The organism is Campylobacter devanensis (genome assembly GCF_002139915.1).
GTDB lineage: Bacteria > Campylobacterota > Campylobacteria > Campylobacterales > Campylobacteraceae > Campylobacter > Campylobacter devanensis.
In genome coordinates, this window is record NZ_CP018788.1 from 1556099 (window position 1) to 1570162 (window position 14064).

At 35.3% G+C, this 14064-nt stretch carries 11 protein-coding genes; 2 read left to right on the top strand and 9 right to left on the bottom strand.

From position 1 onward, the window contains the following. Positions 1-23: 23 nt before the first annotated feature. The 7 genes from CIGN_RS07895 to CIGN_RS07925 all read right to left on the bottom strand — a co-directional run bounded on the left by CIGN_RS07895 (position 24) and on the right by CIGN_RS07925 (position 9014). Positions 24-2537, bottom strand: a complete 2514-nt coding sequence (locus tag CIGN_RS07895) for a molybdopterin guanine dinucleotide-containing S/N-oxide reductase (protein WP_086303134.1) — start codon at positions 2535-2537, stop codon at positions 24-26. Then, positions 2534-3103: a cytochrome C gene (locus CIGN_RS07900; RefSeq protein WP_086225382.1), complete on the bottom strand. Its 570-nt coding sequence runs from the start codon at positions 3101-3103 to the stop codon at positions 2534-2536. The genes CIGN_RS07895 and CIGN_RS07900 overlap by 4 nt, the downstream gene beginning before the upstream one ends. 286 nt (positions 3104-3389) lie before the next feature. Continuing rightward, complete coding sequence (locus CIGN_RS07905; RefSeq protein WP_086302053.1) at positions 3390-4976, bottom strand: flagellin B; 1587 nt, start codon at positions 4974-4976, stop codon at positions 3390-3392. A 388-nt stretch (positions 4977-5364) separates the two neighbouring features. After that, complete coding sequence (locus CIGN_RS07910) at positions 5365-5865, bottom strand: phosphatidylglycerophosphatase A family protein (RefSeq protein WP_086303136.1); 501 nt, start codon at positions 5863-5865, stop codon at positions 5365-5367. A gap of 8 nt (positions 5866-5873) precedes the next feature. Beyond that, positions 5874-7052, bottom strand: a complete 1179-nt coding sequence (locus tag CIGN_RS07915) for a sulfate adenylyltransferase (RefSeq protein ID WP_086238486.1) — start codon at positions 7050-7052, stop codon at positions 5874-5876. After that, positions 7030-7902 (bottom strand): response regulator, encoded by an 873-nt coding sequence (locus CIGN_RS07920; protein ID WP_086303138.1) that lies wholly within the window; start codon positions 7900-7902, stop codon positions 7030-7032. The genes CIGN_RS07915 and CIGN_RS07920 overlap by 23 nt, the downstream gene beginning before the upstream one ends. Next, positions 7899-9014, bottom strand: coding sequence for a bifunctional 2-C-methyl-D-erythritol 4-phosphate cytidylyltransferase/2-C-methyl-D-erythritol 2,4-cyclodiphosphate synthase (locus tag CIGN_RS07925; protein WP_086303140.1), 1116 nt, complete (start codon positions 9012-9014; stop codon positions 7899-7901). Before CIGN_RS07925 ends, CIGN_RS07920 begins: the two co-directional genes overlap by 4 nt. A gap of 383 nt (positions 9015-9397) precedes the next feature. On the opposite strand from CIGN_RS07925, the gene thiC reads away from it, so the two are divergent. Continuing rightward, positions 9398-10759: a phosphomethylpyrimidine synthase ThiC gene (thiC, locus tag CIGN_RS07930; protein WP_086303142.1), complete on the top strand. Its 1362-nt coding sequence runs from the start codon at positions 9398-9400 to the stop codon at positions 10757-10759. Then, entirely contained in the window at positions 10740-11726 is a 987-nt protein-coding gene (locus tag CIGN_RS07935; RefSeq protein WP_086303144.1) for a YeiH family protein, read from the top strand. The genes thiC and CIGN_RS07935 overlap by 20 nt, the downstream gene beginning before the upstream one ends. Here the strand turns inward: CIGN_RS07935 and CIGN_RS07940 are convergent. Next, positions 11718-12293, bottom strand: coding sequence for an anthranilate synthase component II (locus CIGN_RS07940; protein WP_086225271.1), 576 nt, complete (start codon positions 12291-12293; stop codon positions 11718-11720). The two genes, CIGN_RS07935 and CIGN_RS07940, sit on opposite strands and share 9 nt — an antisense overlap. Further along, complete coding sequence (locus tag CIGN_RS07945) at positions 12290-14029, bottom strand: bifunctional chorismate-binding protein/class IV aminotransferase (protein WP_086303145.1); 1740 nt, start codon at positions 14027-14029, stop codon at positions 12290-12292. Before CIGN_RS07945 ends, CIGN_RS07940 begins: the two co-directional genes overlap by 4 nt. Positions 14030-14064: the final 35 nt, after the last annotated feature.

Below are 14064 nucleotides of genomic sequence, written 5' to 3' on the forward strand. Positions count from 1 at the left end.
TTGCAAGAAAGAGGTTAAAATTATTAGCTATTTTTAGCACCTTTTGGAGCTTTAAATGCTGTGAGTTCTGGGGCTGTGCCTTTATATTTTTCTATATTTACAAGACCCGTATGAGAAATATTACCATTTGCTAATTTACTAGTTGGGATATCTAGCGTTAGAGTATTAGCGCATCCATTTTTACATAGACCACCATCAAATCCATCATACCACGCACCCTCTCTAAGTCTTACAACACCAGAGATAATATCATCACTAACCTCAGCACCAACTAATGCCTCACCACGAGCATTATATACTCGTACTAGATCGCCATTTTTAATACCTAGCTTAGCGGCATCTTTAGTGTTGATAAGTAGCGGTTCACGATTTGCTACAGCATAATTATCTCTTAAAGATGTATTGTTTTGCTGAGAATGCAATCTATCAGTTGGATGAACTGTAATTAGATGGAATTTAGCCGGTTTATTTTTCATTCCTAGCCACTCAACTGGTTCAAACCATTTTGGATGTGCAGCACAATCATCATAGTTCATAGCCGCTATTGTATCACTATAAATTTCTATTAATCCAGATGGAGTTCCTAAAGCATTTAAGATTGGATCTTCTCTAAATTCAGCCATCCTTACCCAGCTTTCGCTCTCTAAAGTTGGAGCAAATGTAGTTGGCTCATTTTTATTCCACCACTCATCAAAATTAGGCATAGTAATACCTAATGCTGTATTGGCATTAACTGCATTAGCAGCTACATTATAAAACTCTTCTAGCCAATCCATCTCAGTTTTGCCACCTTCTGTAAATGCCTCTACAAGGCCATCTGCATAGGCTTTAGCTAGATCGCTAAAGATTTGATAGTCATCTTTTGCCCCATGTTGTTTTTCTACTACTTGCTTCATTGGAGCGATATTTTGATTTGAATAATCTCCAGTCATTGTCAAATCATTTCTTTCATATTGAGTAGTTACTGGGAATACGATATCAGCCATTTTGGCAGTTGGAGTCCAGTAAATTTCATTTACTACAACAGTTCTTGGGCGACGCCATGCTTTTATATTTGTATTAACATCTTGATGCTGAGTTATAGGGTTTCCACCCGCCCAGTAGATAAAATCAATATCTGGATATGTTATTTTTGTACCATTATGCTCTAAAGTTTTACCTGGATTTAAAATAGCCTCAGCTACTCTTGCTACTGGAAATGCATAGTCTGTACCAGCATTTAACCAGCTTTGAGCTGATTCATCGCCTTTAGCTTGACTAGCTAGACCTTTATATTTTCCATTTTCTACTATGCCTACGCTTGCAGCATTTATACCGCCTAAAACACCACCAGCACATGTTGGAGCGCCGCCATTGCTGTAATGATAGCTAAGACCAAACCCACCGCCTGGTAAGCCAATTTGACCCAACATAGAAGCTAAAGTTACGAGCATCCAGTGAGGTTGTTCACCGTGATGAGCTCTTTGCATAGCCCAGCCACTCATTAGCATTGTACGATTAGCATATATTGTTTCAGCTAAATTTTTGATCACACTCTCTTTTAGGCCACAAATTTTTGATGCCCATTTAGCTGATTTTGGAGTTTTATCACTTTTACCTAGTAGATATGGCAAGAATTTATCAAATCCAGTTGTATAGTTAGCTATAAATTCTTTATCATATTTACCTGTAGTATATAGGTGATGTGCCATACCAAGCATCATAGCTGTATCTGTATTTGGTCTTGGTGCAATCCATTTGGCTTTATCGCCAAAGAATTTACCAGTTTCACTCCATAATGGATCGATTATAATAATCTCTTTGCCGCTATCTCTTAACTGCTCAAAATATTTAAACCCTTGATCATCTGTAGCGCTCCATGCAATTCTTAGCGTTGAGATCGGATTCATACCCCATAAAACTACAACTTTTGAGTGTTCTAGTACTACTGGCCAGCTAGTTTGTTGCTCATAAACTTCAATACTTCCAACTACATGTGGCATAATAACCTGACTAGCTCCAGTTGAATAATCACCCAAGGTTCCTACAAAACCGCCACTTAAATTCATAAATCTATGTAGCAAAATTCTAGGATTGTGTAATTTACCACTACTATACCAACCATAACTTCCTGCAAATATGCTTTGCATACCTTTTTGTTCTCTTGTTTTTTTCAGCTCTCTTGCTACTAGCTTAATAGCATCTTCGTATTTTACCTCTACCCACTCATCTATACCTCTTAATTCTGGTTTTGGACTATCTGGGTTTTCTAGGTAGCTTTTTCTTACCATTGGAGCTGTTATTCTAGTTTTATATACCAAATCCGCCATTGTATCTTGAAGCGGATTTGGGATTTTTGATAGAGTTTGATATGGCTTAGAGCTTATAATTTTACCATTTTTTACTGTAGCTTTTAGCATACCCCAGTGAGCTGCTGTGAATATTTCACCATTTTTAACCACTTGTGTATTTGGCCCAGCAAATAGATTGCTAGGTAGCATTGGAGCAAGACTTAAAGCAGCACCTAATTTTAAAAATTCTCTTCTATTTGTTTTCATTTTACATCTCCTTTTGAAGCTTTTTGTAGATATTGAATTATTAGCCATTCATCTTTTTTATCAATTGGCGTGCGTGATAGCATTGATTTAAATAGCGATGGCCATTGATTTGGGTTATATTGACTCTCTTTGTGCAAATGATGACAGATCGAACAGCTCTCTTGATATGTCTGTTTAGCTCTATCTAGCATAGGTTTTAGATCTTTTTCTAGGTTATCTTTTGTAGTATAGGCTATTACTTTAACCTCGTCCCACTTACCAGTCTCGCCTTTTTTGATTATCTCATATTTTGGCGTTTTAGTTTTAGCAAATGATAATGCTATAATACGCTCACCATTACTATAATATATAACATTTGATGCAGCAGGATTTACAAATCCCTTTAGGCTAAATTTGATCTTATCTCCTGATTCTTCGATTACATCAATGCCATTTGTTGGCAAAAGCTTACCAGCGATATCTTTTGAGTCTGGGGCTAGATATACTGGCTTGACATCTGTAGGGTATAGCATGCTAGCGCTAAGCGTACTAGATACGAGTAGGCTAGCCAATATTAACTTTTTCATCCTAAATCCTTTTAAAAAGTGATTGTATAATTATAGGCTAAAATAAAGTTTAAGTTTGTCAGATATGTGACAGATAGAATTTATATTGATTGTGCTAAGCAAAGCGGAATTTGATTTAGGCTTTGATAATTTAGATTTAATATTTGTCATAGTAATTTTTATCAATTACCCTAATTTATACATCCATTTTAATTAATAATATAAAAAGCTTGATATATTGTATATAAACCCTCGCAATGACTAAGCATTGCGAGTAAATTTAAGCTATTAAAGATTTAAATTTAAGCTACTGTAGTAGTCTTAATATATTTTGTTGTACAGCATTTGCCTGACTCATAGCATAGCTTCCACTTTGGGCTAGTATGTTAAATTTAGAGAAGTTTGCACTCTCACTAGCAAAGTCTACATCTCTTATTTGAGATTCAGCTGATTTTACATTTACTTGAGTAACTGTAATATTATTTATAGTAGCTACTAATTGATTTTGTACTGAACCTAGGTCAGCTCTTAGCTTGTCTAGACTTTTTCTAGCTGCTTCAGCTACATCAACCATAGCTTGAGCGCCACCATAAGTATTTACGCCACCGGCTTGGTCTGTCATTTGACCTGCATTAGAGGCTCCGCCATTAAAAAATCCCATTGCTTTAGCAATTGTAGCACTAATTGTACCAGAGTTCATATATTTTAAATTCACTGAAGCTTGATTATAAGTAGCCGATGCGATTGAAGCTTCGGTAATAGCTGCAGCCGTCATACCACTAATAGCTGACATACCATTTAAACCCACTTTAATATCTCTAGCATCTTGGCGAACAAATGTGATTTGACCCATTAACACAGTGCCAAGAGAAGCATTTGCACTACCACCACCTGCAGAAGCACCTGACAATCTACCGCCTAAAGCTGTATAGCTGTTTGAAAAAGTACCAATTCTTATAGCTCTACCATCTTTAGCAGCTAAAACTAATCTACCGTTATCTAGACTTGCTTCTACTCCGGTTTCATCTTTTTTAGCGTTAATTGCTGCAGTTAAAGCATTGTCGGCATCGTTTGCTTGGGTTTTAATATTTCCTATCATTACACCGTTAATTGCTAAGCCTTTAACATTTCCAGCTTTTACCGCTTCGCTAAAAATTTGAGTATTATTTACATTTACTTTTACACCAGTTTTATCTGATACACCATTCATCATATCAGCTACGGCTTTGTAACCATCTTTCCATAGATCGCTAGCTTCTATTTTTTGGAACACATAACCACTAGGATATCCATCAACACCACTAAGTTTTACAGTTAAACCTGCTGAAAAAGCTCCAGATATAACTGAAAATATCGCATTATTTGTAGTCTCAAACCTAGTATGCCCAATTGTATTTGAGTTTGTAGCACCTATGCTTACTTTAGCTGTTTCATTGCTATAAGCACCAATTTGGAAGTTTTTGTTTGAAAAATTTCCATTTAGTAGTTGTTGGCCATTAAAGCTTGTAGTAGTAGCTATCATATCTAGTTCTTCAAGAAGTCTGCTAATATCATTTTGAAGAGCTCTTCTAGAATCAGCATTTTGACCATCTTGTGCTGCTTGGATAGCTTTAGTTTTAATAGTATCAAGTATTTTAATCTGTTCATCCATAGCTTTATCTGCAGTTTGAACAATACCAATTGCATCATTACCATTAGATATAGCTTGACCTAATGAGCTAGCTTGGCTTTTTAGTGAATCAGCAATAACAAGACCTGATGCATCATCAGCTGCTGTTTGAATTCTAAGACCTGAGCTTAGGCGACCAAGTGAGCTAGTAAGCTCTCTATCTGTGATTTGTGAGTTTGCGTGAGCATTCATCGCTGCGATGTTAGTATTTATTCTAAAGCTCATAACTTTTCCTTTGTGTTAATATTTCCCTATAAAACTTAAATCCATTTAGGGTGTGTTTTTATTATATCGAACCAAATATTAAAAAGTTTATATATGGGGGGGGGGATTTTGATAAATTTGAAGAAAATATTGCAAATTTTTTAATAAATTTGAGAAATTTATAAAATTTAGATTAGATATTGTAGATTTAGGCTAAGTGATTTTATAATTTTTAGAGTGGAATTTAGATTGGATTGGATGAAATATTAAATATTATGGGGGTGTAATTAAATTTGTGGGTTTTGGGGTGGTTAGGTGTTTGGTTGGTTTATTATAGTTTTATAAATCTCTAAAAAACTAATAGCAAAGCAGCCTTTTGAGATTGCTTTGCTTATCACAGTGGCTTAATCTACCATACTGGTATGATGCCAAATTTAACCAAAATAGCCACAACTGCAGCGGTGATAAGCCCAGCAAATCCGCCAGCTACCATATCATCGCTCATTACACCAAGGCCGCCTTTGAGATTGCGATCTAGCCTACCAATAATACTAGGCTTAGTAATATCTAAAATTCGAAAAAACACAAAAGCCAAAATCACACTAATCCAGCCAAATTTATCCACCCCAAACTGCTCCCAACTAGATAAAGCTATAGATATTGCCACCCACACACCAGCAACCTCATCAATGACTATAGAGCTATCATCGTGTGTGCCACTTTTAGCCTCATAAGAGTCAATCACGCTAATACTAGCCAAAAATAGCAATATACTAGCCATAAATAGCGTCTCAAGCCCGATATAATAATATATCGCCACGCCTGCTATACTTCCAGCCAAGCTACCCCAAGTCCCAGGCGCTGGCCTTAGTAATCCAGAGTAAAAAAATGTTACAAATAACTTTTGCATTTTCATCCTTATGTAAGCGAAGTAGTCTGATATAAACTCATCAAATCTAGATAAAAATCATTTTGAGTGCGATCTTCTAATAACCCAACATTAGGGAATAGATCATTACAAATTTTTTGGAAATTTTCAAATCTATTTGGAAATAGCGTGCTTAATATCATAGCTGAAATCTCCTTTCGCATTAAAATCGCAGGCGGCAAAATCCCACTAAATAAAAGCTCTTTTAGCGTATCGGATTTATACTTGATATGATGGTGTTGGCCATGCGGACAAGTCTTGATACTCACAATCGTTCTACACTGATTACAATAGACCAATTCAGGCATAACTATAAGCTCTATATCCAAATTTTTTGTTACGCTATCTAAGATTGTATTTGGTTGATTATGGTCATAAAACATTCCGATACCGCCGTGATTTTGCCCTACTACTAACTTCGTCGCACCAAAGTTATAAGCTGCTAAGCACTCCAAAACCGGATTTATATGATTGCTAAATAGATAGGTATTTTCAAAAGGCACTATAACCACACGCTCATTAGGCAAGAAATTGCTTACGAAATATTCTAAGGTTTTTAATCTCAATTTAAAATCCAAATTCCGCCTATTTTCAAGGGTACAAATCAAGAAAATTATAGTGATATCAGCCTTATCAATAGTCATTCTCACTAGCCTTTCATGAAGTCTGTGAAATGGATCAGCTGTGAGCATTAGGGCGGTTACTTTTTGATAGTTATTTTCCTTTATTCTATTTAGAACATTTTCTTTAATCTTAGCTAAATTATTATCATAAATTTCAAATTCGCCGCTAACTGCGTATTTACCTGTTTTATTATCTTCATCAAGTTCAATCTCTCTAGCAGCAAAAATACTATTATAAGGATTTTCAAGCTTATAAACAGATGAGACAACCATATGACCAACTATATTTCCATTTAGTGCAAATTCAAGTTTTTGACCCTGCTTTATAGCTCTAATTACAGCTTGATTTCTCCTACCAAATGGAGCAAAGGTATAAGCATATGGCATAGGCTCACCTCTAAAATATCCAGTTTGATAAACGCTTTTTGCCTCATTAGCATCCATAAGCCTTTTAAATTTACCTAAAATTTGATTTTTGATAAGACCTAAGGTGCCATATGTATCTTGATTGATATTTATAATATTACTTCTGTCTGTAGATATCATGCCTTTTTCTTCTTTCCCATATTGATTTGCGTGATATTCCAAGTTTTTTTGATATCTCAGTATCTGGCAAGATATCTTGATACAATAAAATCATCTGCTTAACATACTCATCAATTGATAATATATCACTCATCATAGCAGCACGCGGCTCACCTAGCATCATAAAATTAAATCCTATATGATCACTTGCGCTATGAACGATAGTTGGCGTACCTCGCAAAGAATCAAGCATATTAGCCCTTGCATCTAAGCTAAGCTCATCAATATTTCTAATATATATAAAGCTATTTGGCAATAAAGCCTTAATATCAAAGCCAAGCTTAGCATCTACAATTTTACAATTTAATCCACTCTCTTTAGCATAACTAAAAACAAAACCATCGCTAATTTGAATTTTACTAGAGCTAATAATCAATGGTAGCTTAATCTTTTTATGGTCTAAGCTAGCTGGTTTATTAACTATCATAGCCGATTCTAGCATAATGCGGTAAGTTTCATTTAAAGTCTCATATCGCTTAAAAGACTCAAAAAATTTAATCTTTCTAACAAGCTCTTCTATCATAAATGGCTTTTGGATATAATCACTCACCCCAGCTTTAATAGGATTTAGCACGGTATCAGAGCTAATGTAGCTAATTAATAAAATTATAATTGAATTTTTGTGATTTTCTATAACCTTATAAAATTCATTAGCCCCAAAGCTAGTAGAGAGCAAAACTACATCATATTTATCATCCCTTAAAGCCTCAAATATATGAGTAGCAATTTCACAGCTATAGCCAAATTCAGATAACTTGCTAGCGATACTTTGAGCTAGGTAAATTTCATTTTCTACTATTAAAACCCTCATATCCTAGTCCAATCAAAATATTTTAAATTCGCATTTGCTATCACAGCTACCCCTTCGCTACGCCCTGTAAAGCCTAATTTCTCGCTTGTTGTGGCTTTGATATTTACTCTAAATCTGCTTATACCCATCACACTTGCTAAGGTTTGAGCCATCTCATCTTTATATGGAGAGATTTTAGGCTTTTCACAAATGATAGTCAAATCCACATTTACAATCTCAAATCCAATAGAACGGATGAAATCCACACTCCTTTCAAGCAAAATTTTAGAGTCAATGCCTTTGAATTTCATATCATTATCTGGAAATAACTGCCCAATATCAGGCGCACTAGCCGCCCCTAAGATCGCATCACAAAGTGCGTGTATAGCTACATCACCATCACTATGAGCCTTAAAAGCCCTATCAAATTCTATATTCACACCGCCTAAATTCAGATGATCACCATCGCAAAAGGCATGGACATCAAAGCCATTACCGCAAAATATATCAGATGAAGGCGGATCAAGATTTATAAGCTTCAAATCATCTTTATATGTTAGTTTCCTAGCTCTCTCATCACCAGCAATATACCATACCTTGCCGCAGGTAGCAGCGATAGCCGAGCTATCATCTGTGTAAATTTTATCGCTATTTAAAGCCTTTTTTAATACCGCAGTTTTGGAGAGTTGCGGGGTTTGGATTCGCTTTAATTCATCTCTATTTATATACTCACTACCATAAGCAACTGTGTCGCTGACTTTTAGAACTGGCACGATACAATCAGCCAAATTCGCATTATCTATCAACCGCTTTATCAAAGCTTGACTTATATCCACTCTAGCTATATCACTTACCATAACATAATCGCTATTTATGTGATTAAGAGCGTTTTTAAGGCTCTCTTGCCTAGTGGCGCCACCTTGAATGAATTTTATATTAGTAGCGAATTTGGACATATATTCGCACTCATTACTAACTACAATAATCTCTTTGAAATTATAATTTGAGCTTATGTTTCTAGTCGCTTTTAGCCACAATGGGGTATCACCGCTGCGTAGCCACTGCTTTTTAACAGGCAATCCAAACCTTGTAGAGCTTCCCGCACCTAGCATTATTAAAGATATATCAATCAAAATAGATCCTAAATTTAAAATTATGTTACGAAATTATACATAGTTTTTAATTTCATTTGACTGAAATTAACATAAATTTTAATCCAAATTTGGCTAGTTAATCACCAAATTATAGATATTTTAATCAAATATAAACCAAATTTACTTACAAAAGCCACTTAAAAACTATATTTAAGATATATTAAATTTAAGCTTTTTAATGTGTAATCTCTACTCAACAATATTATAAAAGCTAAATTTGTAACACAAATAGCTCAAAATAGTCTAAATTTAATGAAAAATTATATAAATCAAATTTAAATCAACAAATTATTTAAGAGTTGTTTTGTATTTAATTAAATATTGTAGAATTCACTTTTAAACGCTTAAAAAAGGATAATAAAATGAGAAAAGAGTGGTGTCAAAAACGCCAAAACGACGCTACCCCAACTCAAATGTATTACGCCAAAAAGGGCATAATCACTGAAGAGATGGAGTATGTAGCCAAGATAGAAAAGCTTCAAGCAACCCAAATTCGAGACCTAGTCGCAAGTGGAAAGCTCATAATCCCATCAAATATCAATCACCATCATCTAATTCCGATGGCAATAGGCAGAGCCGTAACTTGTAAAATCAACGCAAATATCGGATCAAGTGCGATAATCAGCAATATAAATGAAGAGGTAGAAAAGCTAAATGTATGCTTAAAATATGGAGCCGATACCGTGATGGATCTAAGCACTGGTGGGGATTTAGATGCTATTAGAAAGGCTATAATAGCCAATTCAACCGTCCCGATTGGCACCGTGCCTATATACCAAATCATTCACGATATCAAGGATTTAGATAATCTCACACCACAAATTATGCTAGATTGTATCGAAAAACAGGCTAAACAAGGCGTTAGCTACTTCACTATCCACGCTGGATTTTTGCTTGAGTTTATGCCATTAGTGGCTAAACGCAAAATGGGAATTGTCAGCCGTGGCGGTAGCTTGATGGCTAGTTGGATGATGAAACATCACAAAGAAAATCCATTCCACACAGCCTTTGATGATATATGCGATATCTGTGCTAAATATGATGTGGCTCTATCTTTGGGTGATAGCTTGCGTCCTGGCTGCTTGGCTGATGCGAGTGATGCTGCTCAAATGGCTGAGCTTAAAGAGCTTGGCAATCTAACTAGAAGAGCCTGGGCTAAAAATGTCCAAGTAATGGTAGAAGGCCCTGGCCATGTGCCATTTAATCAGATTGAATTTAATATGAAAGAGGAGCAAAGGCTTTGCGATGATGCGCCATTTTATATCCTTGGGCCACTTCCAACTGATATAGGCGCTGGATATGATCATATCACAAGTGCTATTGGTGGGACTATGGCCGCATATCATGGCGCTAGTATGCTATGCTATGTAACGCCAAAAGAGCATTTAGGCCTACCAAACGCAAAAGATGTAAGAGATGGGATAATAGCACACAAAATCGCTGCCCACTCTGCTGATATAGCCCTTAATAGACCAGGAGCGATCGATAGAGATCACGCTATGAGCGACGCTAGATATAAATTTGAGTGGAATAAACAATTTGAATTAGCCCTAGATCCTGATAAGGCTAGAGAGCTTCATGATGAGAGCTTGCCTCAAGATGTCTTTAAAGAAGCTGAATTTTGCTCTATGTGTGGGCCGAAATTTTGCGCTTATAAAATCAGTCAAGAGATAGCCAAAACTAGCTGTGAAAGCTACCCTACAAATGAGAGCAAAGATATATAAAACAAGGAAAATTTACGCCGCTACTATCTTGATAATTTTAGCGGCGATATCTATTTTATTAGCGAATTTTTTAAGTGCTTTTGGGATTAGTGCTTTGATAATTGCTGTGATTTTGGGTGCTATTTTAGCCAATAGTAGGCAAAAAAGTGCGAATTTGATAGCTAGAAGTGGGATTTTGGCTATATCTACAAAGCAAATTCTAAGACTAGGCATTGTCTTATATGGATTTAAAATCAGCCTTGATGAAGCACTTAGTATCGGCTATGCTGGGATTTTAAGTGCTTTTATCATTGTTTTTAGTAGTTTTATTTTTGGATATTTTATCTGTCGTGTTTTTGGTATCGATAAGAAACTTTCAGTCTTGATAAGCTCTGGGTCTAGCATCTGTGGTGCGGCTGCTTTGATGGCTACTCAAAGTATTGTTAAAGCTTCACCAAATGCCGTGGCCATCGCACTTTGCTCGGTTGTGGTATTTGGTAGTTTAGGGATGTTTGTATATCCATTTGTCCTTAGTGAAATCCAAAATCTCAAAGCTGGATTTATAATCGGTGCTAGCTTACACGAAGTAGCGCATGTAGCTGGTGCTAGTGCCTATAATGAAGTAGTAGCCAATAACGCAATTATAATAAAAATGTTAAGAGTGCTAATGCTAGCGCCATTTTTGATAATTCTAAGCCTCGCTAGTGGATTTTTCATCGGCGAAAAATCAAGCATTAGGGCGAATTTCCCATATTTTGCTCTATGGTTTTTTGTAGCGTTGCTCTGCTCTGGATTTATAAATCCGCAAGTTAGAGAATTCATATCTTTAGTTGATAATTTCTTGCTTAGTGTTGCGATGAGCGCCCTAGGGCTTACAATCACCAAAAAAGCTTTGAAAAATGCGAATTTAAAGGTATTTATCGCTTCTAGTTTGATATTTTTGTGGCTTATTGTTTTGGCTTTTGTCTTAGCAAATTTGCTATTTTAAATTTAAGAAATTTTTTAATATCTTTTTGCCTTGAGCTTGTAATATAGACTCAGGGTGAAACTGCACCCCATAGCAACTATATTTTTTATGCTTGATAGCCATTATAATGCTTTTATTCTCCACTTTTATATCTGCTAAGATATCAAATTCAGCAGTATTTTCCACGCACAATGAGTTATACAAAGCGATTTTTAATGGCTTTTTTACCCCTTTAAAAAGCGTAGATTTTTTAAATTCACACTCCACACTCACCCCATGAAAAGGGCGTGGCATCCGCACCACTTCTGCGCCAAAAGCCTTAGCCAAACATTGATGACCTAAGCATATACCTAAAATCTGCTTTTTAGCCCCAAGAGCCTTAATAATATCCATACAAACTCCAGAATCATCAGGTGTGCCAAAGCCTGGTGAAATAATGATTTTATCAAATTTATTAGCATATTTTATAGCTTTTTTGGCTTTAGCAAAATCATTTTTGACTACCTTGACTTTAGCGCCTAACTCCTTTAAATAATAGACTATATTGTAGGTAAATGAGTCGTAATTATCTATTAGTAAAACTCTCATAACTCCACCTTGATAGCGCCACGAAGTGAGTTAATAGCGTAAATTTCTTTAGCATTTTTTAAATCATCTAAACCCAAAATCGCCTCTTTTATCTCGCCAAATTTCAGCAGTCTCTCACGCAAAGTCCCAGCCAATAGACCACAATCTAATTTTGGCGTTAATAGCTCACCGCCGATATTTAAGACGATATTTGAGCGACTCCCCTCGCATAGCTCATCTCTTTCATTAAGATAAAAAATATCAAAAAGCCCATCATCTATAATCCGCTCATCTCTTAGCGTGGTTTTGTGATACAATAGATCATTACAAGAGTTTAGGCAGTTTTGGCTAATTGCGATTTTATGGGATTTAAGTGGGGGAATTTGAGTTTGGGTTATCTGATATTTACCACTTTTATTAAGGGTTAAATTCACTCTTAAATCCACATTATCAGCCCTTAAATTAGCAAAAATATCTTTAAATTTATCTATACTCTCAAATCCGCCATTAATCCTGCCAACTATATCGCTAAATTTCAATCTCTCTTCATCCATCTCGCAAAGCTCAAATCCAATAGGCAATTTAAATCCTAGCAACCTAGCGCTATTTATCAATCTTTTTAAGTGATTTTGTAACAAAAATATCTTATCCCCGCGTAGTAACATAGTCTCAAAAAGATTAAATTCAATATTTGGAGTTAAAAAGCTACTTTTTAACTCCAATTCAGCAAATTCATCATCGCACTTTGAGTCCCATACCACGCCACTCCCAACGCCATATCTATAATATTCATCTTTAGTCCACCTTTGAAGTGTTCTAATCGGCACGCTAAATTCCGCCCTTTTATGACTAATCACCCCCATCGCACCGCAATAAACCCCACGATCTCTAGCTTCTAAACGCTCTATAATACGCATTGTGGCTAGTTTTGGCGCACCAGTAATCGACCCACACGGATAAACCGCTTCAAAAATCTTATTTAAATTTCTACTCTTAAGCCCTGCTTTAAGCGGCGAAATCGCTTGAAATAGCGTTTTTAGCTTAATGATTTTCATCGGTTCTTTTAGCTTCAATGAGCCAATTTTAATAATCTTACTCATATCATTACGGAGCAAATCAACTATCATCAAATTTTCACTTCTATTTTTTGGGTCGTTTTTAAGCTTATTTTTTAAAGCCCTATCTTCATCTTTATTTTGACCCCGTTTTATAGTGCCTTTCATAGGTGCAAAGGTGATTTTCTTGCCTTTTAGCTTAAAAAACAGCTCTGGCGAAAATGATATTATCTCACAAAATTCACTCTTAAAATAGCCAAAATATCTACTCTTTTGCCTACTTAAAAGCGATGTTATAATATCCTTGCTACTAGCTTTGGTGGATATTTGTAGTTCATTTGTGAAATTTATTTGATAACTATTGCCACTGGCTAATTCATCTTTTATTTGATTAAATGCTTTTTCATACTCTTTTTTGGATAAATTTTTTACAATTTGCGGATAAAAATATGGCTTAAATATAGAGAATTTAAAGCTTTTTTTAGGTTTAAAAATCTCTTTATTTTTATACCCTTTAAAGTGCGCTATAGGGTAATTTGACGCTGTTTTGCTAATATCATAAACTATATAACCTACAAAATATAAATTTTTTATCTTTTGTATAGTTTTTAAAGCTTGATTAAGCTCATCTTTATTAAAGCAGATAAATTCGCTTTTTAAATCACGATATAAATATTTACCAAAAATACTAAATTCACTCATACAATTCTCTATTTTAATTTAAAAAATTTTAGCCA

Coding starts and splice junctions, on each gene's coding strand:
- CIGN_RS07905 (WP_086302053.1), bottom strand. CDS start 4,976: ATGAGCTTTAGAATAAATACTAACATCGCAGCGATGAATGCTCACGCA.
- CIGN_RS07940 (WP_086225271.1), bottom strand. CDS start 12,293: ATGAGAGTTTTACTAATAGATAATTACGACTCATTTACCTACAATATA.
- CIGN_RS07945 (WP_086303145.1), bottom strand. CDS start 14,029: ATGAGTGAATTTAGTATTTTTGGTAAATATTTATATCGTGATTTAAAA.
- thiC (WP_086303142.1), top strand. CDS start 9,398: ATGAGAAAAGAGTGGTGTCAAAAACGCCAAAACGACGCTACCCCAACT.
- CIGN_RS07900 (WP_086225382.1), bottom strand. CDS start 3,103: ATGAAAAAGTTAATATTGGCTAGCCTACTCGTATCTAGTACGCTTAGC.
- CIGN_RS07910 (WP_086303136.1), bottom strand. CDS start 5,865: ATGCAAAAGTTATTTGTAACATTTTTTTACTCTGGATTACTAAGGCCA.
- CIGN_RS07935 (WP_086303144.1), top strand. CDS start 10,740: ATGAGAGCAAAGATATATAAAACAAGGAAAATTTACGCCGCTACTATC.
- CIGN_RS07895 (WP_086303134.1), bottom strand. CDS start 2,537: ATGAAAACAAATAGAAGAGAATTTTTAAAATTAGGTGCTGCTTTAAGT.
- CIGN_RS07915 (WP_086238486.1), bottom strand. CDS start 7,052: ATGATATCTACAGACAGAAGTAATATTATAAATATCAATCAAGATACA.
- CIGN_RS07920 (WP_086303138.1), bottom strand. CDS start 7,902: ATGAGGGTTTTAATAGTAGAAAATGAAATTTACCTAGCTCAAAGTATC.